The following is a 26,806-nucleotide window of genomic DNA, read 5'->3' on the forward strand; positions in this document are numbered from 1 at the left end:
ATTGTGCAACTCAACCCCTATACTCTCAGATCAACCACCGCCACCGGGCCATAAATCGAGCACCCCTAGATGCCCATTCTCAGCTTCCTCATTCATCTCGCCGGGGCGACGATGCTCCTGCTCTTCGCCGTGCGGATGGTGCGCACGGGCATCGAGCGCAGCTATGGCGACCGCTTCCAGGTGCTGCTCACGCAAAACCGGTGGCCACCGCGCGCGGCCCTCATCGGGGTGATGCTGGCCATCGTTCTGCAAAGCTCGGCAGCGGTCACGCTGCTCTCGGCCGGGTTTGTCGGCAACGGGCTTCTGGGCTTCACCACCGCGCTGGCCGTGGTGCTGGGCGGCGATCTCGGCTCGGCCATCGTGATCCGCATCCTCTCGCTCGATCTGGCCTGGCTGATCCCGGTCCTGCTCGCCATTGGCGGCACGCTCTTCATCAAATCGACCCAGCGCCACTGGCGCCAGATGGGGCGTATCCTGATGGGCGTGGCCTTCATCCTGATCGCGCTCCAGTTCCTGCGCGAGGCGATGGACCCCATCCGCGACAGCGCCTTCCTGCCCGCCATCGCCAATTACCTCGCCGCCGATTTCGTCACCGCCTTCCTGGTGGGCGCAGCACTGGCCTTTGTCATGCATTCCTCGGTCGCGGCGATCCTGATGTGCGTGACCCTGGTTCAGATCGGGGCGATCCCCTTTGCCGCGGGCATCTCTCTCCTGCTCGGCGCCAATCTGGGCGGCGCGCTCATTCCGGTCTGGCTCTCGCGTGGCCTGACGACCCCGGCGCGGCGCGTGCCCTGGGCCAACGCCATCCTGCGCGGCGGCTGGGCGCTTCTCGCCCTGCTCGCGGTCAACCTGCTGCCGCTGGGCGATCTGCTGCACGCGCGCGGCGGCGCCGGACTGCTCATCGCCGTGCATGTCAGCTTCAACGCGGCCCTGCTTCTTCTGACCCTGCCGATCCTGCCTCTGGTGGAGCGCGCGGCGCAACGCCTCATGCCCGAGCCGGACACCACCCTGCCCGGCCTCGCCCCCATCGCCGAGCCCGTCTCGGCGCTCGATCCCGACATGCTCGATCAGCCGACCCTGGCGCTGGCCTGCCTCAAACGCGAACTATTGCGGATGAACGGGCTGGTCGAGGCGATGTTCGCCCCGGTGCTGCAGATCTACGACACCGGCGACCCGACCCGCATCCGCGCCCTGCGACGGGCGGATGATCAGGTCAATGACTGCCTGTCGAATATCCGCGACTACGTTGCCTCCATCACCCCCGGAAGCTGGCAGAAATCCGAGCGCCGGGCCGCCCGCGACATGGTGGACTATGCCATCGCTCTCGAAAGCGCGGGCGATCTGATCACCCGCCGTTTCACCACGCTCGCCGAAGAGCTGCACCAGACCGGCGCCCAGTTCAGCGCCGAAGGCTGGGCCGAGATCGCCGCCCTGCACCGCCGCATCGTGGCCAATCAAAAACTGGCCGGCAACGTGCTCGTCTCCGACGATCTGGAAAGCGCGCGGCTGCTCAGTCAGGAAAAGTCCGAGCTCAAACGCGCCGAACGCACCAGCCGCAAGCGCCACCTCAAACGGCTGCAACAGGGGATGCAGGAAAGCATCGAAACCTCAGACATCCACCTTGAGACGCTGATGGCCTTCCGCGAATTCAACAACCATATCTCGGCCGTGGCCTTCCCGATCCTCTACGCCAACGGTCAGCTGCTCGAAACCCGCCTGATCGACGATCTGCCCAAGGCCGAACGTCAGGCCTGATCGCCCTGCACCTCATGCACCTCGATGACATTGCCATCGGGGTCATAGAAAAAGATCTGGTGCCACCCCGTCACGGCGGCATGTGCCCAATCCGAATAGGGAATGCCCTGGGCGTCCAGATGCGCCTTGAACGCGGCGAGGTCATCGGTGCGATAGGCGATATGGCCCGTCGACACCGGGTTGACGATCTGGCCCGTCTTGAACCCGGCCATCACGTCGCGCTGCGCAAGGTGGGTCTGAATATGCCCGTCGCTGACAAAGGCCACATCCCCGGCATAGCCCTTGCCCTTCTCCAGATTGGGCAGGTCCGAGACCGGCGGCTCCAACCCCATCACATCGCGATAGAACGCCTCCATCCGGGCCACGTTTTCCGTGGCCAGATTGACGTGATGCAGTTTCAGTTTCATGGCGTCCGCTCCTCTGCCGGGATCTTCGGCAAAACCCTGTCAATCCCCCTGCCGCGTTTTGTACAAAACAGGGGGTGATTTTGTACAAAACGTACAAAATTCTCTACGTTAACGCTTAATTCATCAACCCGGCAAAGCGCATCGCATCTTCGACCAGCACCTTGGTGCCGTCGCTCAGTCCGGTCAGCGGTGAACGCACTTCCTCGCTGCACAGCCCCAGCTTGGACATGGCGTATTTCGCGCCCACCAGCCCCGGCTCGGTAAAGATCGCCTTGTGCAGCGGCATCAGCTTGTCCTGAAGCTCCAGCGCGCGGGCGTAATCGCCTTCCAGCGTGGCCTCCTGCACCTGTGCCACAAGCTTGGGCGCCACGTTCGCCGTGACCGAGATCACCCCCACGCCGCCTTGGGCGTTGAACCCATGGGCGGTGGCATCCTCTCCGGATAACTGTATGAAATCCTTGCCACAAGTCATGCGCTGATGGCTGACCCGGGCCAGATCGCCGGTGGCATCCTTGACCCCGACAATCCGCGGCAGCTTGGCCAGCTCGCCCATGGTCTCGGGGCTCATATCCACGACCGAGCGGCCGGGAATGTTGTAGATGATGATCGGCAGCTCACAGCAATCGTGCAGCGCCGTGTAATGGGCAATCAACCCGCGCTGGGTGGGCTTGTTGTAATAGGGCGTCACCACCAGCGCCGCGTTGGCGCCCACCTTCTCGGCATGCTGCATAAACCGCATGGATTCCAAGGTGTTATTCGATCCAGCCCCGGCAATGACAGGGATCCGGCCGGCGGCGGCACGCACCACTTCCTCGACCACCGTCTCATGCTCTTCATGGCTCAGCGTCGGGCTTTCACCGGTCGTGCCCACAGGGACCAGCCCGTGCGAACCTTCCCCGATATGCCATTCCACGAGTTTCTTGAGCGTATCGAGGTCCAGCTCACCGTTCTTGAACGGTGTGACCAGGGCAGGAAAAGATCCTTTGAACATGATACACTCCTCTTTCGTTTCAATGGCTTAGGCCAATCGGCCTGATGATCCCCAGGTGCTGCGCCAAGCGGGAAGCCGCCCAGATGCCATGTTTGTGCATGGACGGCTGACAGGTGCGCCCCTAGGTTGGCGTTGTCTACTCTTTGGTTAAGCGGAATTGCAAGAGATGTTGCGCCGGCTCGCTGTTTTATTGGGGTTTTTGTGCTCTGCGGTCGCCGCAGGCGCGCAGTCTCCGCCCGGCACAGCGACGCTGATTCTGCCCGAGCCGCCGCCCCGTATCGCCCCGCGCCCCCTCGCCTCCGCGCTTCATGCCATGCGCGAGGGCCGCTGGGACGTGGCCCGCGAGCTTGCCGCGCGCGACGGTCCGGCCGCCAGCCAGATGATTGACTGGTACTGGCTTCTGGCCGGGTTCGGCACCCTGCGCGAGATCATGGATTTCACCAATGCGCATCCCGACTGGCCCGCGCGGGATTACCTTCGCAAGCAGGCCGAAACCAAGGTGGATGAAGCGGATCAAACTGATATTCTTGAGTTTTTTCGCTTCGAGCCACCCCAGACCGGCGCCGGGGTTCTCGCCCATGCCGCGGCGCTCAGCACCATCGGCCAACAGGGCGATGCAGAGGCCAGCCTCGTCCTGGCCTGGCGGTCCTTTGACCTGAGCACCGAGGAACACAACGCGTTTCTGGCAGCGCATGAACCTTTGCTCAAACCGCATCACGAGGCACGGCTCGACATGGCCTGGTGGCGCGGGCTGAAGGATGTGGAGCTGATGCTTCCCCTGGTCAGCGAGACCAGGCGCAATCTGATCGCGGCGCGGCAACTGGCCAAATCCGGCGGTTCGGGGCTGAACGAGGCGATTGAGGCCCTGCCCGAGGCTTTGCGTACCGACGCCGGGATCGCCTATGGGCAGTTCAACCGATTTGTAAAATCCGACGCAGACGCCGCTATCGCTTTGTTATTAAAGCAAAGTCGTCTGGAGAACGGCCTCGGCCAGCCCGAGAAATGGGCCAGCTGGCGCCGCGCCCTGGCCCGCGCTCAGATGCGCGAGGGCAACCCCGCCGTGGCCTATGAACTGGCCGCCCTGCACCAGTTGGTCGAAGGATCCTCCTATTCCGATCTCGAATGGCTGTCAGGCTATCTCGCCCTGACCTACCTGAAAGAACCGGAACTGGCCCTGGACCATTTCCAGCGGTTCCGCGCCGCGGTTGGCTCGCCCATTTCGCTGGGCCGCGCCGGGTACTGGATCGGCCGCGCCCAAGAGGCATTGGGAGATGCCGAAGCCGCCCAGCTTGCCTATGCCGAAGGGGCGAAGCATCAGACGAGTTTCTATGGCCTTCTGGCCGCCGAACGCGCGGGACTGCCCGTGGACCCTGAGCTGTCCGGTCAGGAGCGGTTTTCGTCAATAAAAGAAGGGCCTCTGGCGCAATCCAGTGCCGTGGAGGCGATGGTTCTGTCCTTTGCCATGGGCGACCGGAACAAGGCCGAACGCTTCGTGCGCCATATGGCCGACACGCTGCCGCGCGCGCAGCTTGGTCAACTCGCGGCGCTGCTGGAAGAGCTGGGGGCCGCGCATCTGCTGGTGATGCTGGGCAAGGGCGCCGCACAGCGCGGGATCGTGCTGCATGGGGCGTATTATCCACTGCACCCGCTGACCGAAATGACACTGCCTGTTCCCGAGGAGCTGGCTTTGGCCATTGCCCGCCGCGAAAGCGAGTTTGACCCGGATGTGGTCAGCGGCGCGGGCGCGCAGGGTCTGATGCAGGTGATGCCCGGCACCGCGCGCGATGTGGCACGGGATCTGGGCCTTGAGCACGATCCGTCCCGGGTGCTGTCCGACTGGACCTATAACGCCACGCTGGGCGCGGAGTACCTGGCCCAGATGGCAGAGCAGTTTGACGGGAATATCGTCATGATTTCAGCCGCCTATAATGCAGGCCCGGCCCGCCCGCCACGCTGGATGGAGACGTTCGGAGACCCGCGCGGCAGCCGCGCGGATGACACCAATATCGTCGACTGGATCGAACATATCCCTTTCCGGGAAACGCGGAACTACGTGATGCGGGTCTCGGAAAGCCTGCCGGTCTATCGCGCGCGTCTGGGCAAGGATCCGCTGCCGCAGCCGTTCAGCGCAGAGCTGACGGGGCGCAGCATCGAACCGCGCCCCCTGGCCCCCGGAGAGTGAGGCCAGATCAGAAGGATGTGCGCCAGGCGAGGCCCAGCATCCAATCGGTCTTGAGCATCGGCCCGTTGAGATCCTGATAGACCGGCACGCCCAGCTCCACGCCAAACTTGTGGCCCTTGAGCAGCCCCTGCTGCGGGCTGAAATCAGCCCCGGCAAAGAGCGTCACCCGGTCGCCGCCATAGCTAAGCGGGTCCGCCCCCGGCGATGCCCCGCCAATATTGACATCGATCCCGTCGATCCGGCCAAGGCGCGCGGCCTCGGCCCGGCCCGAGAGGCTCACCCAGGGGGCGGCCCTGTAGCTGACCCAGGCGGTTGCCGCGATCTCATCCCCCAGCGAATACCCCTCGTCATTGGACCCAAGCCTGATTGTCCCGCGCAGTTGTGCGCCATAACTGATCGCCCCCTTGCTGGCCTGGTAGGTCAGCGCGGGACGCAGGTCATAGGTGCCCGAGCCAAGCTGCATCGCATAACCAAGCCGCCGTGTGGGGCGCATCCCCATGGGTGTGAACATCTGACCGGTTTCGGTGATCGATCCCGTCGGCAGGCTCAGCCCCAGCGTGGCGTTGAGCCTGTGCGGGCCTTTTGTCAGCAATCCCATCGTGGCCCCGATCCGGATGTCACCCAGCCCTTCCGAATGGCGCTTTGACGTGCCGAGTACGGTCGTGCCAACCGGCCCCTGATAGGTGATCGCGGTCATGTCCTTTTCGATATAGGGCACCATGGCCATCACGGTCACATTGTCGCTCAGCCCATACATCGCGCTGATCATATGCATTTCGGTGGTCATACTGTCGGGAATAACCCGAAGCGTCGGCGGCATGCCCGGCATACCGGCAAAGCGATTGGGCTGGGTGGTCGCAGCCTGATCGGCGGTCAGATCACTGGTGCCAAGGCGCAGTCCGTCCATGGACATATGGCCAAAGCGATAGCCAAGCATGACCTTTCCTTTCGGCAAAAGGTGCCGCCCCATCACACCGATCGGACCATGTGCATGCATCGCATGACCCATGCCGCCATGGCCCATGGCCTTGTGATCCATATTAGTCTGATGGGTCATATCGCCGGTCATCTTGTCGCCCGCCAGGGCCACAGGCGCGCTCATCGCCAGCCCTGCGCCAAGGCAGAGGGCGGTCAGTTTTTTAAGTGTCATTGTCACGTCTCTCGTTCGGGCCTGCCGGTCAGGCGGCCCTGTGTTCTGAATTCAAGGTGAAGAAAGGTCAGACCAGTGCGGGAGGCGCGCGAGACCGATAGGCCGATGGGATGACACCGGAGGGCAGGTTGTGCCCGGCGAGGGGGCGTGCCTCCAGCACGGAAAGAGAAACCGGGGCCGGATCTGGCGGATGCACATCGGCCAGCATCGACATGATACCGAAGAACGGGCACGGTTCGGCATCGAACCCGCTGTCATCGTCAACGGGCTGGCCATCTTCCATCGAGATATAGATGATCTCGCCGCCCGCGCAGATCGCCATGATTCCGGGCGCGGGCGAGGCCATGATGAACGGGGCCGCCACCACACGCAGCGACAGCACCAGCACAAGGGCCAGGCAGAACAGGCTGTGGAAGATGCGTGGATGTTTCATGGGCCCGTAACTGTATTCTGCCGGCATTCAAACATCAGTCAGAGCGCAGGTCGCTGCGTCAAATCATCCACCTGAGATCAGCCCTTGCTGCGGACCCGCTGACGCCAGAGCGTGAACAGCCCCGCCGCCACGACCAGGGCCGCGCCGAGCGCCACGTTGAGGCGGATGGTTTCGTTGAAGACGGTAATGCCCACCGCGCTGGCAAAGACCAGTTGCAGATAGGCAAAGGGCTGTACCGCGCTGGCCTCGGCCACCTCGTAACATTTGATCAGCGTATAATGCCCCAGCGCGCCGGTGATACAAAGTGCCCCCATCCACACCCAGTCAGACGCGATCATCGGTTCCCAGAACCAGATCCCGACCGCCGTCATCGCCACGCTGCCGACCGTTCCGGTCCAGAAAAAGCTTGTCGCCGCCGAATCCTTCCGGGCCACATAGCGCGTAAGCAGGCCATAGACGGCAAACATCAGCGCCGCCATCAGAGGCACCACCGCCTCGGGCTGAAACACGCCGAACCCGGGCTCCAGGATGATAATCACCCCGACGAAACCCACTCCGATGGCCGCCCAGCGGCGCCAGCCCACATGCTCTCCCAGGATCGGGCCGGACAGGGCCGCGATCAGAAGTGGATAACAGGCAAAGACCACGTGTGTTTCGATCAGCCCCAGAAGGGTGAAGCCCAGGATCATCACGCAAATCTCGGCCACCAGAAGAATGGCCCGAAATCCTTGCAGGAATGGCTGCGTCGTGGCCGCGGCCGCGCGGATGCCCCCGGCCTTTCGGCTGGCCACGGCGATCACGAAGGCCGCGAAAAACCAATAGCGGATCATCACCACCATCAGCACGTTATACTCTCCCCCGAGATGGCGAGAGATGCCGTCCTGTACGGCAAAGATGAAGGTGGTGATCACCATCATCAGGATGCCAAGGCGCGTATTCTGTTCGGTCATGGGCCGGGCTTTCGGGCAGTGGTCATGTGACGCTTGCGGCCATAGCCCGACACGCGGGTGACGTCAAAGCCTGCCGTCTCCAGCCCGCGCCGCACGAAGCCCGCCGCCGTATATGTCGCAGCGGTGCCTCCGGGGGTGGTGTGGCGCGCGACCTCGGCCATAAGCGAGGCTTCCCAAAGCTCGGGGTTTTTGGCCGGTGAAAACCCGTCGAGAAACCACGCATCGGCCCGGCCCTGCCAGGCGCTCAGCGTCTCGCGCGCATCGCCATGGATCAGGGTGAAATGCAGATCGGGCAGGCGAATGTCCTGCGCGCCGCGTCTCCAGAACGCGGCCAGCTCATCGGCCGGACCCGCCAGTTCGGAAAATGCCGCTTGCGCGCGGATCATCTCTTCTGCGCGCATCGGGTAGGCCTCGAAGGAGGTAAAGCGCAGCACACCCGGCACCTGTTGGGCGCGCCATGCCGCCAGCGTTGTCAGCAGGTTCAGCCCCGTGCCAAAGCCCAGTTCAGCCACGTGAAAGCCATCGACAAAGCGCGCGGGCAACCCGTTACCCGCCAGAAAAACATGGCGCGTCTCCGCCAGCCCGTTTTCAAGACTGAAATACGGGTCGTCAAACCGGGTCGAGACGGGCACATCGCCCGTCCGCCAGTCAAGCTCTGCGTGCTGGTCCTGCATGGGGCCTTCCGTTAGACAGGCAGGGAACACCCGCGACCATGCAGAGGAGTGCGCCGCTTGGCAATGGCAGATGTCACCGTGATGGGGGCCGGAATATTCGGCCTCAGCATCGCCTGGGCGTGCCAGTCCAAAGGCGCGAAGGTGCGCGTAATCGACCCGGGCGGGCCGGGCGCCGGAGCCTCGGGCGGTGTGGTCGGGGCGCTGGCCCCGCATGTGCCGGAAAACTGGAACGACAAGAAGGCGTTTCAGCTCGACAGCCTGCTGATCGCGGAAGACTTCTGGCGGGATGTGCAGGCGGTTTCGGGTATCGATCCGGGCTATGCGCGACTTGGTCGGTTGCAGCCGCTGACCGATGCGGCGGCGGTCGGGTTGGCGCGGGCCCGCGAAGAAAACGCCAAGGGCCTGTGGCGCGGACAGGCCAGCTGGTCGGTCGTGGACGGGGGCGGTCATGACTGGGCACCCGTGTCGCCAACCGGCCTTCTTGTCCACGACACGCTGACGGCCCGGCTGCACCCGCGGCGCGCCTGTGCCTCACTGGCCGCCGCCATTGCCAGCCGTGGCGGCGAGATTGCGCGGGACGGGACCGCAGAAGGCAAACGGATCTGGGCCACCGGTGTTGCCGGGCTGGAAGAGCTGAACGCCGCGCACCACCGCACCGTGGGCAACGCGGTCAAGGGGCAAGGCGCGCTCTTGCAATTCGAGGCCCGCCACATGCCCCAGCTCTTTGCGGGTGGGGTGCATATCGTTCCGCATGGCGATGGCACGGTGGCGATCGGATCCACCAGCGAGCGTGACTTCGACGACCCGACAGCCACCGATGCGCAGCTTGACGCGGTGATCGACGCGGCGATGCAGGCCGTGCCGGTGCTGCATGGCGCGCGGGTGATGGAACGCTGGGCCGGGCTGCGTCCGCGCAGTCGCTCGCGCGCGCCGATGCTGGGGTCCCATCCGCTGCGTGAGGGCGAGTTTATCGCCAATGGCGGTTTCAAGATCGGTTTTGGCATGGCGCCCGGGGTGGCGCAGGTCATGGCCGATCTGGTGCTGGAGGGTCATGACGCCATCCCGCAGGGTTTCCGCCCCGAAGCGTCGCTCTGATCCGGCACCCCGGTCCGGGCGCGGGACAGGTTACCCGGCCTCGGCCACCATGCATTGCCGACCATCCGGGCCCCGCACCCAGCCCGCTCCATCCTTCCAGCAGAATTCAGCGGTTTCGAAATCCATCAGCGGCGATGTCGCCCGGAAGCTGAAGCGCGAAAGCCCGCCCAGCCTGGCCTCGGCCATCAGCATCAGGTGCTGCGCCAGCAAAGGACCATGCACCACCAGCCCGGTATAGCCTTCAAACTCACGCGCATAGTCGCGGTCATAATGGATACGATGGCCGTTGAAGGTCAGCGCCGAATAGCGAAACAGCAAGGTCGCGTCAAAGCTGCGCGCCTCTGACAGCGCCTCATCGGTGCGCGCAACAGGCGCGGTGGGCCCGGGCGCGGCAGGGTCGGGATCTTCGCGATAGACCAGATCCTGCCAATCGGTGAGGCAACGCCGCCCGTCCTGCCAGATCTCGTGCCGGAGTGTGACGATCCCCAGGGCCCCGCTTCGCCCGGTCTTGCGCTTCGCCGTCTCGCAGACAGAGCGCCGCTGGGCGGGTTGGCCCGCGCGCAAAGGGGTCTCGAACTCCAGCCGCCCCCCGGCCCACATCCGCCGGGGCAGCCCCATATCGGGGATCAGCCCCCCAAGCTTCGGGTGCCCGTCGCGGCCCAATGCCCCGGGCGGTTTTGGCTCCCAGAAATACAGTTGGTGGAAAAAGGGCGGCAGCGCCTCGCCCGCCGCAAAACCGCGCGGCTGGCCCAGCGTCGCCATCATCGCCTCGGCCCGTGCCGGATCAATCACATCTTCGGAGATTTGCATTTCGGCGCTCATGCGGCGAAGCTACGGCGCGCGCCCGACAGGAACAATGCCGAAATGCAACCGCATGTGACCTCACTCGACCATCTCGTGCTCACCGTGGCCGAGTTTGACCGGACAATCACCTTTTACCGCGATGTGCTTGGCATGGAGCTTGTCACCTTTGGCGCGCCTCCAAGATATGCGCTGCGCTTCGGCGTGCAGAAGATCAATCTGCATCTTGCCGGGCAGGAACTGGAGCCCAAGGAACGTGCGCCCGGGCCGGGCACGGCCGACCTGTGCTTTCTGACGGACACATCCCTCACGGACTGGCAGGCGCATCTGACCAGACAGGGGATTCCCGTCGAAGACGGCCCCGTGCCGCGCACCGGGGCCGCGGGGCCGATCATGTCGCTTTATCTGCGTGATCCCGATGGGAACCTGATCGAGATTTCCCAACCGGCTTAAACGCCGTCAGGTTCGGAAAAACTCTCGGCACAGAACCGGTGCACCTGCACTGTATCGCTCCAGTGTTCACGCGGCAGACCGGCCTTGAGCTTGAGCCCATCGACAAACGCGCGTGGGGTTTCAAGACTGTCCCAGACCATCGGAAGAAACGTGCCGCGGTGACGCCCATCCGTGAGGATCAGACCGTCGCGGCCCGGGGTGAGCTGCGTTTCCAGATCGTCCTGACTGGAAAACCGCATCGCACGCGCCGGTGACAGGACCGCGATCTTGAGTGTCACGCCGTCCAGCTCCTCTGCCGTCAGAGGCGCAAAGCGCGGATCCTGAGAGGCGGCCTTGATCGCGTTTTCCACCACATCGGCAATCAGCGGGCGATGCGCGGCAAGCGAGCCGATACAGCCGCGCAACCTGCCGGCGCTTTGCAGGGACACAAAGGCGGCGGCATGGGTCTGAAGTTCCGCCGCAAAGCTTGCGACCCGGACCTCGGGCATCCGCCCTTTGGCGAGATATGACCGCAACGCCTGGCGCGCGGCGGTCAGCATTGCACTGCGCAGCGGCGGGGCCAAGATCTCAGCGGTGCTGTCGTAAAGTCCCCAGGCACCGTAGCCCACCGTTCGGCTGCTGTCGCCTGTGGCGCGGTGGGAATTGGCCATGCCAAGCCGCTGCAGCCGCATGCCCTGACCGAAGCGGGAGGCCAGAAAGCCCTTGATCGCCCGCGACCCGCAGGCATGTGCCGGGGTGAGCTTGTGGCTCTGCCCCGTCTCGATCAGCTTCGCGGCCTCGGCATCATGTGCCCTGGCCTTGTCGAGGGTGAGAAAATGGCTCAGGTCGCTCGACAACACGAAAAGCGGCGGCTTCTCAGACCGGGTGGCCAGGTAGTCGACCAAGCGGGCAACATCATCGGCCGTGGCCCGACCGATCACCACAGGAATGATTTCAGTATCCGGATGCAGGTGATGAAGGAAAGGAAGCTGCGTCTCGATCCCATGTTCCTGATCATGGGCCGCGTCTTCGACATGGGCAAGCTTTGCGTCCACAAGCGCCGCGCGGGCGGCGGCGTCGATCTTTATGTCAAAGCCCGGCATCCGGTAGCCTGAGGCGCTGGGCAAAGCCAGACCGGCAAAGCCATGCCGGTGCGAGGGCGACAGGATCACGGCACTGCGGGGGCTGGCGGATGCGGTGGCCGCCAGCGCCGCCCCGGCCAGATGACCCGAGAACCGATACCCCGCATGCGGCGAGATCACCGCACAGGGTGCTGCTGTCCCGGCCAAGGGCAGCGTCGGCAAAGCATCCTCGACCGCTTGCGCCAATCGGGCGGGTTCGGCGGGGAAGAACCGACCTGCCATCACGGCGCTGCGCGGGGTCTCTTTCACAGGGGGTGTCATGCGGCTATCCTACGCCCGACCTGCCCGTTCGAAAACCCATGGGAGCGCCATGCACCCCGGCAAATTCGCTCAAATGCAAGAGGATGGCCGCCTGCGCTGTGAGCTGTGCCCGCGCTATTGCAGCCTGCGCGAGGGGCAGCGCGGCATGTGCTTTGTGCGGATGCGCCAGAACGACGGGATGGTGCTCGACACCTATGGCCGTTCAACCGGATTCTGCATCGATCCGATCGAGAAAAAACCGCTCAACCATTTTCACCCCGGCACGCCGGTGCTGAGCTTTGGCACGGCGGGGTGTAACCTGGCCTGCAAATTCTGCCAGAATCATGAAATTTCGAAAAGCCGCGAGGTGGACAGCCTCGCCCATGAGGCCTCGCCCGCGCGAATTGCCGAGGTGGCCCGGACCCAAGCATGCACCGCCGTGGCGTTTACCTATAATGATCCGGTGATCTTTCACGAATATGCGGTGGATACGGCAATGGCCTGCCGCGATGCGGGGGTGAAATCCGTTGCCGTCACGGCGGGCTATGTCTGCGATGCTCCGCGTGCGGAGTTCTTTGCGCATATGGATGCGGCGAATATCGACCTCAAGGCGTTCTCGCCTGAGTTTTATCGCAAGCTCACAGGCTCCGAGATCGGCCCGGTTCTGGACTGTATCCGCTATGCCGTGCAAGAAACCGATTGCTGGGTCGAGCTGACCACGCTCCTCATACCAGGCGAGAATGACAGCGCCGCCGAGCTGGAGGCACTGAGCGCTTGGGTGCTGGAGACCTGCGGACCAGACGTGCCACTGCATTTCTCGGCTTTTCACCCCGATCACCGGATGATGCACCACCCGCGCACACCCGTTGAAACCTTGCTAAACGCGCGCGGAATAGCGAAGGCGGCGGGGCTGCATCATGTCTATATCGGCAATGTGCACCACAAGGGGGCTCAGTCGAGCTATTGCTCGGGCTGCGGGGCGGAGGTGATCGGGCGCGACTGGTATGAGCTGTCGGGCTGGGCGCTTGACGATCACGGGGCCTGCGTGGTCTGCGGCACCGGTTTTCCCGGACGCATCACCGGCGCGCCCGGCACCTGGGGCAGAAAGCGGCGCCCCCTGCGGATGGTCGAGGTCTGAGCCGCGCGGCACCCGCGTGCGGGTGCGCCTTGCCGGACCGCCGCGCCCGAGGCGGGAGAAGCCCCGGGATCAGGTCACTTCGGCGCGCAGTTTCTTCATCCGCCCCGCCACCGCCTTGGCATTGCGCTCTTCGACAAGCCGACCTTCGTCATCGAAGGCGTTCTGCGCGGCCGCGACCAGAACCTGAGGGCCGGGGATCAGCCGCACCTGCAACTGCGCGAGGCAATGCATCACCATGAATTGCGCGGTTTCGCCACCCGTGCGCCCGGCCGCGGCCGAGATCACAACGGTGGGTTTGTCCGCCAGCACTGCCCCGGGCACGCGGCTGACCCAGTCCAGCGCGTTCTTGAGCACGCCGGGAATACCTTTGTTATATTCGGGAGACGCGATCACGATGGCGTCCGCCGCCGCAACCTGATCGGCAAGAACCTGTACCGCTTCCGGTATACCTTCGGCGTCTTCCAGATCACCGTCATAGAGCGGCAGGTTCAGATCGGCCTGCATAACCTCGGCCTCACCGAAAGCATCCACCGCCTGCGCCAGAAGTTTGCGGTTGTACGACCCGGCGCGCAGGCTGCCGGAGATGGCGAGGAGTTTTGGAGCACTCATGTGTGAAGACCTCTTTACATCGGTGTTTGCGCTAATGTGGCGCAATCCCGTGTCCAAGCAACCTTCATCAGTGCACAATAAGGGACATATTCACACACAACGGGCCGCAGACGCACAAAACCCCCGGATGCACGGGCATCCGAGGGTTTTGATAAGTGGTCCTGTTTGGGCCTTACCAGTCGGTCGGGCCCTTGTCTGCGAAGGCACGCACCAGAAAGTCGATGAAGGCCCGGACCTTGGGCTGTGTGAACCGGCCCGGAGGATAAACCGCATAGATGCCCTGGGTTTCCATCGGCAAATCAGGGATCACGTCCTCGACAAGGCCCTTTTCCAGGGCATCGGCATAAAGAAAGCTGGGCAGATAGGCGATGCCCAGACCCGAAATCGCCGCATTGAGCAGGCTCTGGCCGTCATTCACGCTCAACCCGCCCGCAGTGCGCACCTGACGTTTCTCGCCCGACGGTGCGGTAAGCTTCCAGACCGAGCCATTCGCCTGGCTGGAGTAATGCAGCAGCTTGTGATCGTTGAGATCGTCGATCTTCATCGGGCGGCCGTATTTCTGCAGGTAATTCGGGCTGGCGATCATCCGCTTTGTGGTCTCGGTCAGTTTGCGCGCCCGCAAGGAACTGTCTTCCAGCTCCCCGATGCGAATGGCCATATCAAAGCCTTCGCTGATCAGTTCCACATACCGGTTGTTCAGCACCATATTGACCGTAATATCCGGGAATTCATCAAGAAATTCACCAAGCACCGGCGAGAGATGATTGACCCCGAAATCCGTGGCCACTGAGATACGCAGCAGTCCCGAGGGATCCGATTGCATGGACGACACCAGCGCATCCGCCTCCCCGGCGTCATTCAGCACCCGCAAGGCCCGGTCATAATAGGCCAGGCCGATCTCTGTCGGGCTTACGCGACGGGTCGTCCGATTGAGCAGGCGCGCGCCGAGGCGGGCCTCCAGCGAGGAGACGTGCTTTGACACGGCGGATTTGGAAATGCCCATCTTCCGGGCCGCATCCGTAAAGCCGCCCTGATCCACCACAGTGGCAAAAGCTTCCATTTCGGTCAGGCGATCCATACTCGATACCTCTGTTCGTTTGGTTGAGCACAGGTATGATGGGAAAATCGGGCACAACTGCGGCGAGCGCCAGACAATATCTGGGTTTTGTAAGGGATCGTTCTGGGCATGGAAACAGCGAAACAGGCGTTTCCCGTGCATTCGAGAGACCACCGGGCGACGCAATCACCGATTGATCAAAGGCAGGGCGCACAACGAAAGCGTTTGCCGCCGCAACGAGGCCCCTGATCCGCGCCTCGCCTCATTCCGGGGGCGGACAATCCGTGCAGGGCCTATCCGAAGGGACGGCGCGCCTCTCGTTACAGAGAGGCCGCCAGGCGTGTCCCCTGATTGATGGCGCGCTTTGCATCCAGCTCTGCGGCGACATCCGCCCCGCCAATCACATGACAGGCAATGCCCTTTTCCGCCAGCGCATCCGCAAGGCTCCGCTCCGGCAATTGCCCGGCGCAAAGCACAATCGTATCCGCTTCGATCAACTGCGGGTTTTCGCGGGCGTTACCGCTCGACACCATGAGGCCGTTTGCCTCGATCCGCTCATAGTTGACCCCACCCATCATTTTCACGCCTTTCATGCGCAGCGCCGCGCGGTGAATCCAGCCGGTTGTCTTGCCCAGCCGCTTGCCCGGCGCCTCGGCCTTGCGCTGCAGAAGCGTGATGGCCCGTGCCGGGGCTTCCGGCTTTGGCCCTTCAGGCGCCAACCCGCCGCGTGTCCGGGCAGGATCGCCAATGCCCCATTCCTCTTTCCACTCCTCAAGATGCAGCGTCGGGCTTTCCCCGTCCTGCACGAGAAACTCCGCCACGTCGAAGCCAATCCCGCCTGCCCCGACAATGGCCACGCGCGCGCCAACCTCGGCCCCGCCGCGCAGCACGTCGATATAGCTCAGCACATTCGGGCCGTCCTGCCCCGGAATGCCCGGATCGCGCGGCACCACTCCTGTGGCAATGATCACCTCGTCATAGCCGCCAAGATCATCCGCGCTGACCTCCCGGCCCAGCTGCACATCCACGCCCAGCTCTTTCACCATGGTCTCGAACCAGGCGACCAGCCCGTGAAATTCCTCCTTGCCAGGGATCACACGCGCCATGTTGAGCTGTCCGCCGATCTCATCGGCGCGGTCAAAGAGCGTGACCTCATGCCCCCGCTCCGCCGCCGTCATCGCCGCCGAGAGGCCCGCAGGCCCCGCCCCCACAACGGCAATGCGTCTGGGCTCTGCGGCAGGGGCAATCACCAGCTCGGTCTCGGAACAGGCGCGCGGATTCACCAGGCACGAGCTCAGCTTGCCCGAGAACGTATGATCCAGGCAGGCCTGGTTGCAGGCAATGCAGGGCGCGATCGTCTCGGCCCGACCCGCCGCCGCCTTGGCCACGAAATGCGCATCGGCCAGGAAAGGACGCGCCATGCTCACCATATCCGCCGCCCCCTCGGCCAGCACCGCCTCGGCCACCTCGGGCGTGTTGATGCGGTTTGAGGTGATCACCGGGATACCCACCTGCCCCATCAGCTTCTTGGTGACCCAGGTGAAGGCCGCGCGTGGAACGCTGGTCGCAATTGTGGGAATGCGCGCCTCGTGCCAGCCGATGCCGGTATTGATAAGACTTGCACCCGCCGCCTCAATCTCCTGCGCCAGCTGGATCACCTCATCGAAGGTGGACCCGTTCGGCACCAGATCGATCATCGACAGCCGGTAGATGATGATGAAGTCTTCGCCCACCGCTTCCCGTGTGCGGCGCACGATCTCGATCGGCAACCGCATCCGGTTTTCGTAGGAGCCGCCCCAACGATCCTCCCGCTTGTTGGTATGGGTCACGAGGAACTGATTGATGAAATACCCCTCGGAGCCCATGACCTCGACGCCGTCATACCCCGCCTCGCGCGCCCTGACCGCCGCGGTGACGATGTCGGCGATCTGCTTCTCGATCCCGTCCTCATCCAGCTCTTTCGGCGGAAAGGGTGAAATCGGCGACTTGATCGGGCTAGGGGCCAGGCATTTCGGCCCATAGGCGTAGCGGCCGGCATGAAGGATCTGCATCGCAATGCGCCCGTCTGCATCATGCACCCGGTCGGTGACCACGCGGTGATTTGCAATATCCTCGTCCGAAAACAGACCCGCCGCACCGGGAAATACCCCGCCTTCCCGGTTCGGCGCCATCCCGCCTGTGACCATCAGCCCGACACCGCCCCGCGCGCGCTCGGCATAGAACTCCGCCACACGGTTCCAATCCTTCGTCTCTTCAAGCCCGGTATGCATGGACCCCATCAGGACCCGGTTCTTCAGCGTCACATGGCCCAGGTCCAGCGGCGCGAGCAGATGGCTGTAATCACCCATGTCAGTCTCCTATTCTTCGCGCGCCACCCTGCCGTGCGCCTGCTGATTTGTCACCCCAAACGCAACGTTACACCGCCACCCATCTTTCATCTTTCCCGAAATACTCATGCCCCCGCCGCCAGACGCGCCACCACCCGGCGATGGGGCGTTGCCTCGACACTGCCGGAATAAGAGCGTGCGGACGCACTCCTTTGGATCACGCCCGCTCATCCTTGGGCGACCCCATGACCACATAAGAGGTGATCGAATTGACCTGCGGCAGGGTTCCGATCACATCCGTATGAAAGGACTTGTAGGCGGCAAGATCCGCCACCTCGATCCGCAGAAGATACTCCACCGTTCCGGTGATGTTGTGGCATTCCACCACTTCCGGAGCCACGGCCATGGCCCGCTCGAACGCTTCCTGGCTCGCTTTCGTGTGCGAATTCAGCCCGACCGCCGCATAGGCCACAAACCCGGCGCCAAGCGCGGATTTATCCAGCACAACCCGATAGCCCCTGATAACGCCGCGCCGTTCCAGATCCTGCACCCGGCGCAGACAGGCCGAAGGGGAAAGGCCCACCTTATCGGCAAGCTCCAGATTGCTGATCCGGCCGTTTTGCCCAAGTTCTTGCAATATATTTTTGTTTATCTGATCCATGACAGCATTTTATTGTGATTTTTCTCATTTGCATCAACAAATCACAATTTCACTGCGCTTTATTATGCATAAGGTTGCTCACATGACCAGTGATCTCTTCGCCGCCCTTCTCACCTTCGCCTTCGTCACCGTGATCACTCCGGGGCCGAACAACCTGATGCTCATGGCCTCCGGGGCCAATTTCGGCTTTCGCCGGACACTGCCGCACATGGCGGGCATCGGACTTGGTATGCCGATCATGGTGGTGTTGGTGGGCACGGGCGTCATGCAGCTCTTCGACCGCTTTCCGATGAGCTACACCATTCTGAAGGTGCTGAGTGTCGCCTATCTGCTCTGGCTGGCCTGGAAGATCGCACATGCCGCACCACCCAAGGCCGGTGAGGCCACGGGCACACCACTGACCTTCCTGCAAGCCGCCGCCTTCCAATGGGTCAATCCCAAGGCCTGGACGATGGTCCTGTCGGCTGTCACGCTCTATGCCGCCAGCCGCGACATGCCTGCCGTGCTCTGGGTCGCCGCCACCTATCTGGGTGTGTCCTGCATATCGACAACGAGCTGGACGCTGCTCGGCCAGCAACTCAGCCGCTTTCTCAAGACGCCGCGTATGTTGCGGATCTTCAATACGATCATGGCCGGTCTTCTGGTGGCGACACTGATCCCGGTGCTCTGGCCCTGAACGCGGCGGCATGATAGGCGCCGCGTCATGACCCTGACCTTGCTGCATACCGCCGAAGCCCATCGCATCACGTTCGACACGCTGCGCGACCGGATCGCGCCCGGCCGGGGGCTGCACCATATCGTGCGCAAGGACCTGCTGGACCGTGCGCGACATGGTATCAATGACGTGCTGCGGTCCGAGATCGCAACGCTCATCGAAACAGCTCCCGGCCTCACTCTCTGCACCTGCACCACGTTGGGGCCGGTCGCCGCGGATGCCGGGGCGATCCGCATCGACCAGCCGATGATGCAGGCCGCCGCCGCCCTGCCGGGTGATATTCTGATGGCGTACTGCCTTGAGAGCACGCTTGCGCCGAGCCTGAGCCTGCTGGAGGCCGAGCTGGCCCGCGCCGACCGGCCTGCCCCTGTGCACCCTCTGCCGCTCAACGCGCTCTGGCCGCTTTTCGAGGCAGGCGAGACACAGGCATTCGCCATAGGGATTGCCGCCGAAATCCGCCATGTGGCGGCGCAATTGCCCGGGCTGGGAAGCATTGTCCTGGCGCAGGCATCCATGGCCGGAGCCGCGGACCTGCTGCGCGACCTGAGCATCCCCGTGCTCGCCTCGCCCGAGCTGGCCCTGTGCGCCGCTCTGTCGCGGCTTTGACACGGATTGCAAATCGTCCCCGCTGCGGCCATATATCCAGGCGTTAGATACGGAGTGTCCAATGACCAACTATCTCGATTTTGAAAAGCCGCTCGCGGAGATCGAAGGCAAGGCCGAAGAGCTGCGCGCACTGGCCCGGCAAAACGAAGAGATGGATGTGACCGACGAAGCGGGAGCATTGGACAAGAAGGCCGCCGATATGCTCCGGGACCTCTACAAAGAGCTGACCCCCTGGCGCAAATGCCAGGTGGCACGGCACCCGGACCGACCGCATTGCCGCGATTACATCGACGGTCTGTTCAGCGAATACACCCCTCTCGCGGGCGACCGGAACTTTGCCGATGACCTGTCGGTCATGGGCGGCCTCGCACGTCTCGGTGACCGGTCCGTGGTCGTCATCGGCCATGAGAAAGGCAATGACACCAAATCGCGCATCGAGCGTAATTTTGGCATGGCGCGCCCCGAAGGCTATCGCAAGGCGATCCGCCTGATGGATCTCGCCGACCGGTTTAACCTGCCGGTGATCACACTTGTCGACACACCCGGCGCCTATCCCGGGAAAGGGGCCGAGGAGCGCGGGCAATCCGAGGCGATTGCGCGGGCAACGGAAAAATGCCTGAGCATCGGCGTGCCGCTCCTGTCGGTGATCATCGGCGAAGGCGGCTCCGGCGGGGCGGTGGCCTTCGCCAGCGCCAATCGCGTGGCGATGCTGGAGCATTCGATCTATTCGGTGATCAGCCCCGAAGGCTGTGCTTCGATCCTGTGGAAAGATGCCGAGAAAATGCGCGAGGCCGCCGAAGCGCTTCGGCTGACCGCGCAAGATCTCACCAAGCTTGGCGTGGCTGACAAGATCATCAATGAACCTCTCGGAGGGGCGCATCGTGATCCGCAAGCGGCGATCAAGGCGGTGGGCAAGGCGCTTGAGGATATGCTGGGTGAGCTGAATGGTCAAAAGCGCGAGGCACTTGTGAAGGACCGGCGCCAGAAATTCCTGAAAATGGGAAATCAGGTACTCGCGGCATAGAAAATTCGTACGAATTTTCTCAAGTAGAAGATTTTTCGTACGAAAAATCTGCGGGTTCCGGGGTCAGCCCTTGAGCATCCTCAAGCCTTCGGTCACGTCCGAACGCACCGCCAGTCGCAGGCCCGGCTCGTCTCCGGCTTTGAGCGCTCCGATAATCAGTCGGTGATAGCGCGGTGCTTCCTTTCGGTCGAGCCGACCATAAAGCACCCGCATCGTCGGCCCCAGTTGCAGCCAGACCGTTTCCGCCATCGCCAGCATCGCAGGGGCCTGCGCACGCAAATAGAGCGTGCGGTGAAACTCCAGGTTCCGCTTGATGTAAGCCACGGCATCATGCCGGGCGATATCCTCGGAAATCCGGGTATTTATGCTGTGCAGCCGATCGATCAGCGCAATATGCGCCCGCGGGAGCGCACGGCTTGCCAGTTCCACCTCGATCAGGGAGCGCAGGGAGGCGAGTTCCTCGATCCGCTCATTGGTCAACTCCGGGGTTGAGACGCGGCCTGAATGCGACAGTGTCAGCGCGCCTTCGGCCGACAGGCGCCGCACAGCCTCACGCGCGGGCGTCATCGATACGCCGTATTCGGCCCCTATTCCGCGAATCGTCAGCGGTTGGCCCGGCCCGATTTCGCCATGCATGACACGCCCTCGCAGCCCCCGATACACACGATCATGAGCAGAGGGTTCCGGATCAGGGCGGGTGGGGTAAAGCATGACTGCATTTGTGATCACAAACGCGGCCTGCGTCAATTGCCAAAGCGGTAGCGGTGCAGCGCTGCGCCATTTTCGCGCAACCATCGCCGCGGGGCCTCATAGCCGGGGCAAAGCTGCGCCACAACCGACCAAAAGGCCGGTGAATGATTCATCTCGCGCAGATGCGCCACCTCATGCGCGGCGACATAATCAAGCACCTCGGGCGGGGCGAGAACGAGCCGCCAGGAATACATAAGCCCGCCCCGCGCGGAACACGATCCCCAGCGCGACCGCGTATCGCGCAATGTCAGGCGATCAAAGCGCACGCCAAGCTCTGCCGCATACACATCGGACGCCGCAGCCAGCCTGCCCCGCGCCCGTTGTTTCAGCCAGGCCTGGAGCCGGGCACCGGCAGTGTCAGGGGCGCCCCCAACCAGCACCTCATCACCCGTCAGCCGCACAGTGCGCCCACCGGCCATCACGATTCGCCGCGGGATGCCGTCCACCGGCAGGCTGACCCCTTCGCCAACCAGGATCGGCGCGGCACGCTGGCTCAGTTGGGTGCGCAACCACGCTTCCTTCTCTCGGGCGAAATCCAGCGCCTCTCCCTCGCGCACACCACGCGGGATCGTCAGGGTCACCTTGCCGTCAAGCCCAGAGACACGCAGCGAAATCCGGCGCGCACGCGCCGATTGCCGGAGGGTCACGGCCAAAGGGGGGTTGCCCGGAAGGATGTGTTGGCCCATATGGCCTCCTGTCACTATGATGGCGCCTGTTCTCAAAGCCTTTGACACCCGTGACCGGTTATGGCAGGGGACGCAGACCCATCGCAAGATAAGAGATGAAAGGGACCTCCCATGCCCAAGGAAGAATGGGGTGTAAAGCGCCTTTGCCCGACCACCGGAAAGCGGTTCTACGATCTGAACAAGGATCCGATCGTCAGCCCCTATACCGGTGAAGTTGTCGAGCTGGACACCGGCAAGAGCCGGTCGATCACCGCAGACGACGAAGATGCCGAGACCAAGAAAATGGCCGAGGCCGATGTCGATACCGATGCCGATGTTCTGGACGATGATGTCGATGTCGATCTGGGCGATGACGTGCTTGAAGACGACGACGATGATGACAGCGTCTCGCTCGACGAGATCGCCGATGTCGCGTCGGATGACAGCGACGATTGATTGCGCGAAGGGCGGGATTTTTCCCTTGATCCCGCCCGCCGCTTTGCCTAATACGCGTCGACGGGCGGAGACGCCTGCGCGATTGGGGCCTTAGCTCAGCTGGGAGAGCGCTTGCATGGCATGCAAGAGGTCAGGGGTTCGATCCCCCTAGGCTCCACCAAATCCTTCCCTCAAATCAACGAACCCAGCGGCAGAACCCGTTGATGGGCGTCATTTGAGCTGTGGGCTCAGGAAAACTCAGTCATATCCCGTCATCTCAAGATAGCCGCGACCGGAATGACTTCCCTCGACCGTGACAGGCCCCTCCCAATAGGGAATGGACAGGCCCATCCACGCCCCCGGATTGATCGCCGCCACGGTCACATCCACGCCGCGCGACGGCAGCCGCACCTGCCACCGGGTGGGCAGATCGCGCCCGGCCACCGATGTGGTCTGAAGCGGTGCGGCAAAAAACGCGCCATCGGCGAAGGCCGTGCTGGCCCCGTCCGGTGCGATCCATGTCGCCGAACTGTAGCGCGCCCCGTCGGTCTGCCGCAGTTGAAACCCCATCAGCTTGGCACCAGTGTCGAACGTCAGAGAAAACCAGTCCCAGCCAGATTGCGTGTCCGACAAGGGCTGGGATGACCATTCCCTGTCCAGCCAGGCTTGCCCGCTCACCGGCACCGCGCCCGAGGGCAGCGTCAGCGTCCCGTCAATCTCGAAGAAGGGCTGCGAATAATAATAGCTGGCCTGCCCCTCGGCGGATTTGACCGAAAATCCGCCTTCCCCATGAAACACCAGCGGGCCCTTCGCCGTGAGCGCCATGTCATAGGCAAAATCCGGCCCCGCCGCGCGCAGCCGCAGGCGGTCGAAATCGGGACCCTCAAGCACCCATTCGTCAATCCAGGCGCGGAATGGCGCAGGTGTGACCCCGGCCTGACCAATCCCGCCACGGGCAAAACGCTCTGCGGCGAAATGCGTTTGGGGAGTGGTCACAGCGGCATGGGCAAACCAGATTTGCGGCGACGCCCAGCCTGCGGCCTCGCCCGCTGCGAGGGCCGAGCGGAAGAGCGTCCATTGCAGGCCATACTCGGTCCCGTCCGGGCCCGTGAGATTGGCGGTGAGATACCACCACTCGATCCGGTAATCGGGATGCGGGCCATGATCGGCAGGAAAGCTGAAGACGGGGTTGGGGGCGGGGGAGGCAAACCCGCTTTCGGCCTCGGACCCCAGGCCGGAGAACCCTTGCGCCAAGAGAGTGAGAGGCCAGAGGCAGAGCAGAAAAGCAAGCATCCTAACGCTCATTGGCAAAGACCTTCAGAAGCGTGGCGGGGGGTGTCCGCATCAACCGAAGCGCGGGCCAACAGGCGGCAAGACCCGCGGCACAAAGCGCGTAAATTCCAAGACGCAGGTAATCGGCCGGGAAGAAGTACATCGGCAATTGCCAGCCGAACGCTTCGACATTGACAATGCTCAGCAGCACCCAGGCAAGCGCCAGGCCAAGCGGGACCGCACAGACAAAGACCAGCGCCGCCGTCACGATGGCGCGGGACAGTTCCAGCCAGCCGAGCCGCCGCCGTGTCAGCCCCAATGCCCAGACCGGCGCAATCTGAGGGATACGCATATCCGCCAGCGTCAGCAGGCTCATCAAAATGGCAAAACCCGCCACCCCGAGGGTGAGCACGTTCAGCGCAGCGGTCACGGTAAAGGTGCGCTCGAACACCTCAAGAGAGGCGGCCTTGACCGCGGCCTGATCCGTAAAGGCGTTGGCGGGTAGTCCGAACTTTTGCGAAAGCGCCGCGCGCAGGGCGCCCGCACCCTGTATGCGCAGGCCAAAACGCTGGGCAAAAAGCCGGGGATGCAGCGTCTTGAACAGCGCCTCGGAGGTCATCGCCTGACCTTCCGGGTTGCCGTAGTCACCGACGATTGCCGTGATCGGCAGGCTCAGATCCGGCGCAATTTGCAAAACATCGCCCACCCAGAGGCCCGCGCGGCGCGCGAGCTGTTCATTGACCACCAGCCCCTCACCTGCTTCCACCTTGTCCCAGGCCGAAGGGGTAGCGGCGAGAAAGGCCCAATTCTCGCGATAGGTGGGGCCGACCCGCACACCATAGAGCCGCCCAGGGCGCCCTGCCAGTTCCGCAGGGGCCGACAGGAGCGGCAGCGTCTCGATACCTTCCGCACTCAGATACGCCTCAAGCGCCCGGCTTTCGTCGGCGGTTTCCACCTGCACGAAAAGCTCGGAGGCGAGGCGCTGATCAAGAAAATCCACGAAGGTCAGCCGAAAACTGGAAACCATGGTCGACACACCGATATTGGCCGCGACCGCCAGAAGCAGCGCCATCAGCGCCAGGCTCAGCCCCGGAAGCTGTTGGCGCGTGTCCGCCCAGAACCAGCGCCAGACCGGACCTCCGGCGCGGCGTTCCAGCCACGAAAGAACCCGCACGACACACGCCGGTAGCGCAAGGGCCGCGCCAATCAGCATACAGCCCAGAAGGGCAAAGGCCGGCAGCAGCCCCTGACCGGTCAGGGCCAGCAATCCGGCAAGCGCAAGCAGGACAAGCGCGCCGATGGTTTGCAGCCGGAAACGCGCAGCGGTCGCCATCACCCAGGCGCGTGGGCGCACGCTGGCCAGAAGCGGCATGCGCGCCACCTGCCAGAGCCGCCCGGCCAGCGCCAGCGCCGCGCCAGACATGGCCAGCACAAAACCCGATAGCCACCATTCGGGGCGCATCCGCAGCGTACCAGAGACCTGCGCACCATAGAGCCCGTCGAGCGTCAGGGCGACATCGGGCAGCAACGTCGCGGCCACACCATAGCCCAGCACGATTCCCAGGATTGCCCCAACGGTTGCGAGCAGCAGCATCTCGGCAGAGATCAGCGCCACGAGCGAACGCAGCGGCACGCCAAGCGCGCGCAACGTGCGGATCATCCCGCGGCGTTGTTCAAAGGCAAGGCCGATCGTGCTGTGCACGATAAACAGCCCAACGGCAAAGCTGAGCAGGCCAAAGGCGGTGAGGTTGAGGTGAAAACTGTCGGTCAGCTGCGCCACATCCGCCATCTGCCGGGACGGGCGCAGGACAAGCTGAGGAGCGACTTCGGCCAGATCAGGCTGTACCAAAGGTTGCTCAGGCAACACCACGAGCCGCGAAAGATCATCACGCTCAAGGATGCGCTGGACATGCCCGATATCTCCCAGGGCAATGCCCGGTGCCACGCCCTCATCCACGATGATCTCTATGTGGTCCGGAAGGGCCGCTGCTGTCTCGCTATTCGCAAAGAGCCGGGGTGTGCTGCCAAGGAATGTGTCTGGCGCCACACCATCCGCGGCCAGAACGCGCAATCCGGTCGGTGAGGTCAGCGGATCGAGTCCGACAAGGCGCACCCCGCCGATCCGAGCCTCGACCACCGGCGAGACCAGCCAGCCGGCGCGGCGCAACGCCACGTAAACCTCTTGCGAGATCGCATCGCCCTGACGCGGGAGAAGCTGGTCAAACTGACCTTCGCCCAGTGTGGCGGCCGCGGCGTCATAGCTCGCCCGCGCCTCGGCGTTGATCGCCTGCACACCCGACCAAAGCGCCGTGGCCAGAGCCAGACCGGCGAGATACGCAAAAAGCTGCAACGGGTTGCGCCACCAATGCGACAGGAGCGCCAGAAGGCAGGCGCGGATCATGTCAGGCGACCGCCGCTCAGGTGCAGCACACGGTCCATGCGCGCGGCAATGGCCGGTGAATGCGTCACCACCATCAGGGCCGCGCCGGTCTGCGCCACGAGGCTGAGCATTTCATCCAACACCGCGATGGCCGTTGACTCATCAAGGTTGCCCGTCGGCTCATCGGCAAGCAGAAGCCGCGGCTTGGCCGCGAGCGCCCGCGCGATGGCCACGCGCTGTTGCTGCCCACCCGAGAGCACTTCGGGATATTTCTCCATCTGCCCGGTGAGGCCAAGCGCGCCGGTAAGCCGCTCGATAAAAGGGGGATCGACCCGCCCCGATAGCGCCGCCTGAAACGAGATATTGGCCGCCACAGTCAACGACGGAATGAGGTTGAATTGCTGAAAGACCAGCGCAATCTCTGTCTGCCGATAGGCCGCGCGGGCCCGATCATCAAGCGGCACAAGGTCCTGCCCGGCAAAGCGAACGGCACCGGCATCCGGCACATCGAGACCGGCCGTGATATGCATCAGGGTGCTCTTGCCACTGCCGGACTCGCCGGTGAGCGCGAGGGTTTGACCCGCCTCCAGTGACAGGTTCACACCGCGCAGCACCGGCACGCGCGCGGCCCCGGAGCCGAATGATTTCTGAATATCCTGAAGCTCAAGCAGCATGGCGGTCCTCGGTCCCCGGACAATCTATTGCACCGCCCGCAAAGGGACAGGTCTAAAACACCCGGAGCCGCTCTGACACCCGCAACCGCAGCACTCGAGACACAATAGAAGCCTCAAATTCCCGATTTCTTTTTGCAAATCTTAATAATTCATTACATCAAGGGGAACCGATCTGGACCGAGGTGGGGGATACCGGGGCACAGGCCCCGTGACGCCGCGCAGCCGGAGGGGTAGATGTTGC

General features: G+C 63.6%; 26 protein-coding genes and 1 tRNA gene. 10 read left to right on the top strand and 17 right to left on the bottom strand.

From position 1 onward, the window contains the following. Window positions 1-69: 69 nt before the first annotated feature. Window positions 70-1,755: a Na/Pi cotransporter family protein gene (locus EI983_RS15895; RefSeq protein ID WP_157708332.1), complete on the top strand. Its 1,686-nt coding sequence runs from the start codon at window positions 70-72 to the stop codon at window positions 1,753-1,755. Here the strand turns inward: EI983_RS15895 and EI983_RS15900 are convergent. Both EI983_RS15900 and dapA read right to left on the bottom strand, forming a co-directional pair. Then, window positions 1,746-2,162, bottom strand: a complete 417-nt coding sequence (locus tag EI983_RS15900; protein WP_157708333.1) for a VOC family protein — start codon at window positions 2,160-2,162, stop codon at window positions 1,746-1,748. The two genes, EI983_RS15895 and EI983_RS15900, sit on opposite strands and share 10 nt — an antisense overlap. Before the next feature lie 115 nt (window positions 2,163-2,277). Further along, a complete protein-coding gene (gene dapA, locus EI983_RS15905) occupies window positions 2,278-3,153 on the bottom strand; it encodes a 4-hydroxy-tetrahydrodipicolinate synthase (RefSeq protein WP_157708334.1) in 876 nt (291 codons plus the stop codon). Between the two features lie 166 nt (window positions 3,154-3,319). Between dapA and EI983_RS15910 the strand changes: the two genes are divergently transcribed. Continuing rightward, complete coding sequence (locus EI983_RS15910) at window positions 3,320-5,335, top strand: lytic transglycosylase domain-containing protein (protein WP_157708335.1); 2,016 nt, start codon at window positions 3,320-3,322, stop codon at window positions 5,333-5,335. Window positions 5,336-5,342: 7 nt separating this feature from the next. Here the strand turns inward: EI983_RS15910 and EI983_RS15915 are convergent, their stop codons facing one another. The 4 genes from EI983_RS15915 to mnmC2 form a co-directional block, all read right to left on the bottom strand. Beyond that, a complete protein-coding gene (locus EI983_RS15915) occupies window positions 5,343-6,485 on the bottom strand; it encodes a transporter family protein (protein WP_157708336.1) in 1,143 nt (380 codons plus the stop codon). 67 nt (window positions 6,486-6,552) lie between these two features. After that, complete coding sequence (locus tag EI983_RS15920; protein WP_157708337.1) at window positions 6,553-6,918, bottom strand: hypothetical protein; 366 nt, start codon at window positions 6,916-6,918, stop codon at window positions 6,553-6,555. Between the two features lie 77 nt (window positions 6,919-6,995). Continuing rightward, window positions 6,996-7,868 (bottom strand): DMT family transporter, encoded by an 873-nt coding sequence (locus tag EI983_RS15925; protein ID WP_157708338.1) that lies wholly within the window; start codon window positions 7,866-7,868, stop codon window positions 6,996-6,998. Continuing rightward, window positions 7,865-8,542 carry a tRNA (5-methylaminomethyl-2-thiouridine)(34)-methyltransferase MnmC2 gene (mnmC2, locus tag EI983_RS15930; RefSeq protein ID WP_157708339.1) on the bottom strand — a complete coding sequence of 226 codons (678 nt, stop codon included), beginning with the start codon at window positions 8,540-8,542 and terminating at the stop codon, window positions 7,865-7,867. Before mnmC2 ends, EI983_RS15925 begins: the two co-directional genes overlap by 4 nt. Window positions 8,543-8,605: 63 nt before the next feature. Here mnmC2 and EI983_RS15935 point away from each other — a divergent pair, with 63 nt between their 5' ends. Then, the gene (locus tag EI983_RS15935) at window positions 8,606-9,637 is read left to right on the top strand and encodes an NAD(P)/FAD-dependent oxidoreductase (protein ID WP_157708340.1); all 1,032 of its coding nucleotides are present in this window, start codon (window positions 8,606-8,608) and stop codon (window positions 9,635-9,637) included. 30 nt (window positions 9,638-9,667) lie between these two features. On the opposite strand, the gene EI983_RS15940 is transcribed toward EI983_RS15935, so the two are convergent. Further along, window positions 9,668-10,447 (bottom strand): HTD2 family dehydratase, encoded by a 780-nt coding sequence (locus EI983_RS15940; RefSeq protein WP_246162212.1) that lies wholly within the window; start codon window positions 10,445-10,447, stop codon window positions 9,668-9,670. 54 nt (window positions 10,448-10,501) lie between these two features. Here EI983_RS15940 and EI983_RS15945 point away from each other — a divergent pair, with 54 nt between their 5' ends. Continuing rightward, a complete protein-coding gene (locus EI983_RS15945) occupies window positions 10,502-10,891 on the top strand; it encodes a VOC family protein (RefSeq protein ID WP_157708342.1) in 390 nt (129 codons plus the stop codon). Here EI983_RS15945 and amrB read toward each other — a convergent pair. After that, complete coding sequence (amrB, locus tag EI983_RS15950; protein ID WP_157708343.1) at window positions 10,888-12,273, bottom strand: AmmeMemoRadiSam system protein B; 1,386 nt, start codon at window positions 12,271-12,273, stop codon at window positions 10,888-10,890. The two genes, EI983_RS15945 and amrB, sit on opposite strands and share 4 nt — an antisense overlap. Between amrB and amrS the strand changes: the two genes are divergently transcribed. Continuing rightward, entirely contained in the window at window positions 12,272-13,390 is a 1,119-nt protein-coding gene (amrS, locus tag EI983_RS15955) for an AmmeMemoRadiSam system radical SAM enzyme (RefSeq protein ID WP_198389321.1), read from the top strand. The two genes, amrB and amrS, sit on opposite strands and share 2 nt — an antisense overlap. 69 nt (window positions 13,391-13,459) lie before the next feature. Here amrS and EI983_RS15960 read toward each other — a convergent pair whose 3' ends face one another. The 4 genes from EI983_RS15960 to EI983_RS15975 form a co-directional block, all read right to left on the bottom strand. Then, on the bottom strand, window positions 13,460-13,999 hold the full coding sequence (locus EI983_RS15960; RefSeq protein ID WP_157708344.1) for an NADPH-dependent FMN reductase: 540 nt from the start codon (window positions 13,997-13,999) through the stop codon (window positions 13,460-13,462). A gap of 172 nt (window positions 14,000-14,171) precedes the next feature. Beyond that, on the bottom strand, window positions 14,172-15,077 hold the full coding sequence (locus EI983_RS15965) for a LysR family transcriptional regulator (protein WP_157708345.1): 906 nt from the start codon (window positions 15,075-15,077) through the stop codon (window positions 14,172-14,174). Window positions 15,078-15,376: 299 nt separating this feature from the next. Then, window positions 15,377-17,404 carry an NADPH-dependent 2,4-dienoyl-CoA reductase gene (locus tag EI983_RS15970; RefSeq protein ID WP_157708346.1) on the bottom strand — a complete coding sequence of 676 codons (2,028 nt, stop codon included), beginning with the start codon at window positions 17,402-17,404 and terminating at the stop codon, window positions 15,377-15,379. A gap of 196 nt (window positions 17,405-17,600) precedes the next feature. Further along, the gene (locus tag EI983_RS15975; RefSeq protein WP_157708347.1) at window positions 17,601-18,044 is read right to left on the bottom strand and encodes an Lrp/AsnC family transcriptional regulator; all 444 of its coding nucleotides are present in this window, start codon (window positions 18,042-18,044) and stop codon (window positions 17,601-17,603) included. Window positions 18,045-18,126: 82 nt separating this feature from the next. On the opposite strand from EI983_RS15975, the gene EI983_RS15980 reads away from it, so the two are divergent. From EI983_RS15980 to EI983_RS15990, 3 genes are all read left to right on the top strand, one after another. Continuing rightward, complete coding sequence (locus EI983_RS15980; protein WP_157708348.1) at window positions 18,127-18,720, top strand: LysE family translocator; 594 nt, start codon at window positions 18,127-18,129, stop codon at window positions 18,718-18,720. A 27-nt stretch (window positions 18,721-18,747) separates the two neighbouring features. Beyond that, window positions 18,748-19,365, top strand: a complete 618-nt coding sequence (locus EI983_RS15985; RefSeq protein WP_157708349.1) for a hypothetical protein — start codon at window positions 18,748-18,750, stop codon at window positions 19,363-19,365. A 61-nt stretch (window positions 19,366-19,426) separates the two neighbouring features. After that, window positions 19,427-20,389 (top strand): acetyl-CoA carboxylase carboxyltransferase subunit alpha, encoded by a 963-nt coding sequence (locus EI983_RS15990; RefSeq protein WP_157708350.1) that lies wholly within the window; start codon window positions 19,427-19,429, stop codon window positions 20,387-20,389. A 63-nt stretch (window positions 20,390-20,452) separates the two neighbouring features. Here the strand turns inward: EI983_RS15990 and EI983_RS15995 are convergent, their stop codons facing one another. Both EI983_RS15995 and EI983_RS16000 read right to left on the bottom strand, forming a co-directional pair. Next, window positions 20,453-21,100, bottom strand: a complete 648-nt coding sequence (locus EI983_RS15995) for a GntR family transcriptional regulator (protein WP_157708351.1) — start codon at window positions 21,098-21,100, stop codon at window positions 20,453-20,455. Window positions 21,101-21,132: 32 nt separating this feature from the next. Continuing rightward, entirely contained in the window at window positions 21,133-21,825 is a 693-nt protein-coding gene (locus tag EI983_RS16000) for a M48 family metallopeptidase (RefSeq protein WP_157708352.1), read from the bottom strand. 111 nt (window positions 21,826-21,936) lie between these two features. On the opposite strand from EI983_RS16000, the gene EI983_RS16005 reads away from it, so the two are divergent. Beyond that, the gene (locus EI983_RS16005; protein WP_157708353.1) at window positions 21,937-22,260 is read left to right on the top strand and encodes a TIGR02300 family protein; all 324 of its coding nucleotides are present in this window, start codon (window positions 21,937-21,939) and stop codon (window positions 22,258-22,260) included. Window positions 22,261-22,344: 84 nt separating this feature from the next. Continuing rightward, window positions 22,345-22,420, top strand: a tRNA-Ala gene (locus EI983_RS16010). A gap of 77 nt (window positions 22,421-22,497) precedes the next feature. Here the strand turns inward: EI983_RS16010 and EI983_RS16015 are convergent. From EI983_RS16015 to EI983_RS16025, 3 genes are read right to left on the bottom strand one after another with little or no spacing between them, the layout of a single operon-like run. After that, the gene (locus EI983_RS16015) at window positions 22,498-23,544 is read right to left on the bottom strand and encodes a lipocalin-like domain-containing protein (protein ID WP_157708354.1); all 1,047 of its coding nucleotides are present in this window, start codon (window positions 23,542-23,544) and stop codon (window positions 22,498-22,500) included. Next, complete coding sequence (locus tag EI983_RS16020; RefSeq protein ID WP_157708355.1) at window positions 23,534-25,912, bottom strand: ABC transporter permease; 2,379 nt, start codon at window positions 25,910-25,912, stop codon at window positions 23,534-23,536. The genes EI983_RS16015 and EI983_RS16020 overlap by 11 nt, the downstream gene beginning before the upstream one ends. Next, window positions 25,909-26,565 (bottom strand): ABC transporter ATP-binding protein, encoded by a 657-nt coding sequence (locus tag EI983_RS16025; RefSeq protein WP_157708356.1) that lies wholly within the window; start codon window positions 26,563-26,565, stop codon window positions 25,909-25,911. Before EI983_RS16025 ends, EI983_RS16020 begins: the two co-directional genes overlap by 4 nt. Between the last annotated feature and the right edge of the window lie 241 nt (window positions 26,566-26,806).

The sequence above is a fragment of the Roseovarius faecimaris genome (assembly GCF_009762325.1).
GTDB classification, from domain to species: domain Bacteria; phylum Pseudomonadota; class Alphaproteobacteria; order Rhodobacterales; family Rhodobacteraceae; genus Roseovarius; species Roseovarius faecimaris.

Coding starts and splice junctions, on each gene's coding strand:
- EI983_RS15895 (WP_157708332.1), top strand. CDS start 70: ATGCCCATTCTCAGCTTCCTCATTCATCTCGCCGGGGCGACGATGCTC.
- EI983_RS15900 (WP_157708333.1), bottom strand. CDS start 2,162: ATGAAACTGAAACTGCATCACGTCAATCTGGCCACGGAAAACGTGGCC.
- dapA (WP_157708334.1), bottom strand. CDS start 3,153: ATGTTCAAAGGATCTTTTCCTGCCCTGGTCACACCGTTCAAGAACGGT.
- EI983_RS15910 (WP_157708335.1), top strand. CDS start 3,320: ATGTTGCGCCGGCTCGCTGTTTTATTGGGGTTTTTGTGCTCTGCGGTC.
- EI983_RS15915 (WP_157708336.1), bottom strand. CDS start 6,485: ATGACACTTAAAAAACTGACCGCCCTCTGCCTTGGCGCAGGGCTGGCG.
- EI983_RS15920 (WP_157708337.1), bottom strand. CDS start 6,918: ATGAAACATCCACGCATCTTCCACAGCCTGTTCTGCCTGGCCCTTGTG.
- EI983_RS15925 (WP_157708338.1), bottom strand. CDS start 7,868: ATGACCGAACAGAATACGCGCCTTGGCATCCTGATGATGGTGATCACC.
- mnmC2 (WP_157708339.1), bottom strand. CDS start 8,542: ATGCAGGACCAGCACGCAGAGCTTGACTGGCGGACGGGCGATGTGCCC.
- EI983_RS15935 (WP_157708340.1), top strand. CDS start 8,606: ATGGCAGATGTCACCGTGATGGGGGCCGGAATATTCGGCCTCAGCATC.
- EI983_RS15940 (WP_246162212.1), bottom strand. CDS start 10,447: ATGCAAATCTCCGAAGATGTGATTGATCCGGCACGGGCCGAGGCGATG.
- EI983_RS15945 (WP_157708342.1), top strand. CDS start 10,502: ATGCAACCGCATGTGACCTCACTCGACCATCTCGTGCTCACCGTGGCC.
- amrS (WP_198389321.1), top strand. CDS start 12,272: ATGCGGCTATCCTACGCCCGACCTGCCCGTTCGAAAACCCATGGGAGC.
- amrB (WP_157708343.1), bottom strand. CDS start 12,273: ATGACACCCCCTGTGAAAGAGACCCCGCGCAGCGCCGTGATGGCAGGT.
- EI983_RS15960 (WP_157708344.1), bottom strand. CDS start 13,999: ATGAGTGCTCCAAAACTCCTCGCCATCTCCGGCAGCCTGCGCGCCGGG.
- EI983_RS15965 (WP_157708345.1), bottom strand. CDS start 15,077: ATGGATCGCCTGACCGAAATGGAAGCTTTTGCCACTGTGGTGGATCAG.
- EI983_RS15970 (WP_157708346.1), bottom strand. CDS start 17,404: ATGGGTGATTACAGCCATCTGCTCGCGCCGCTGGACCTGGGCCATGTG.
- EI983_RS15975 (WP_157708347.1), bottom strand. CDS start 18,044: ATGGATCAGATAAACAAAAATATATTGCAAGAACTTGGGCAAAACGGC.
- EI983_RS15980 (WP_157708348.1), top strand. CDS start 18,127: ATGACCAGTGATCTCTTCGCCGCCCTTCTCACCTTCGCCTTCGTCACC.
- EI983_RS15985 (WP_157708349.1), top strand. CDS start 18,748: ATGACCCTGACCTTGCTGCATACCGCCGAAGCCCATCGCATCACGTTC.
- EI983_RS15990 (WP_157708350.1), top strand. CDS start 19,427: ATGACCAACTATCTCGATTTTGAAAAGCCGCTCGCGGAGATCGAAGGC.
- EI983_RS15995 (WP_157708351.1), bottom strand. CDS start 21,100: ATGCTTTACCCCACCCGCCCTGATCCGGAACCCTCTGCTCATGATCGT.
- EI983_RS16000 (WP_157708352.1), bottom strand. CDS start 21,825: ATGGGCCAACACATCCTTCCGGGCAACCCCCCTTTGGCCGTGACCCTC.
- EI983_RS16005 (WP_157708353.1), top strand. CDS start 21,937: ATGCCCAAGGAAGAATGGGGTGTAAAGCGCCTTTGCCCGACCACCGGA.
- EI983_RS16015 (WP_157708354.1), bottom strand. CDS start 23,544: ATGAGCGTTAGGATGCTTGCTTTTCTGCTCTGCCTCTGGCCTCTCACT.
- EI983_RS16020 (WP_157708355.1), bottom strand. CDS start 25,912: ATGATCCGCGCCTGCCTTCTGGCGCTCCTGTCGCATTGGTGGCGCAAC.
- EI983_RS16025 (WP_157708356.1), bottom strand. CDS start 26,565: ATGCTGCTTGAGCTTCAGGATATTCAGAAATCATTCGGCTCCGGGGCC.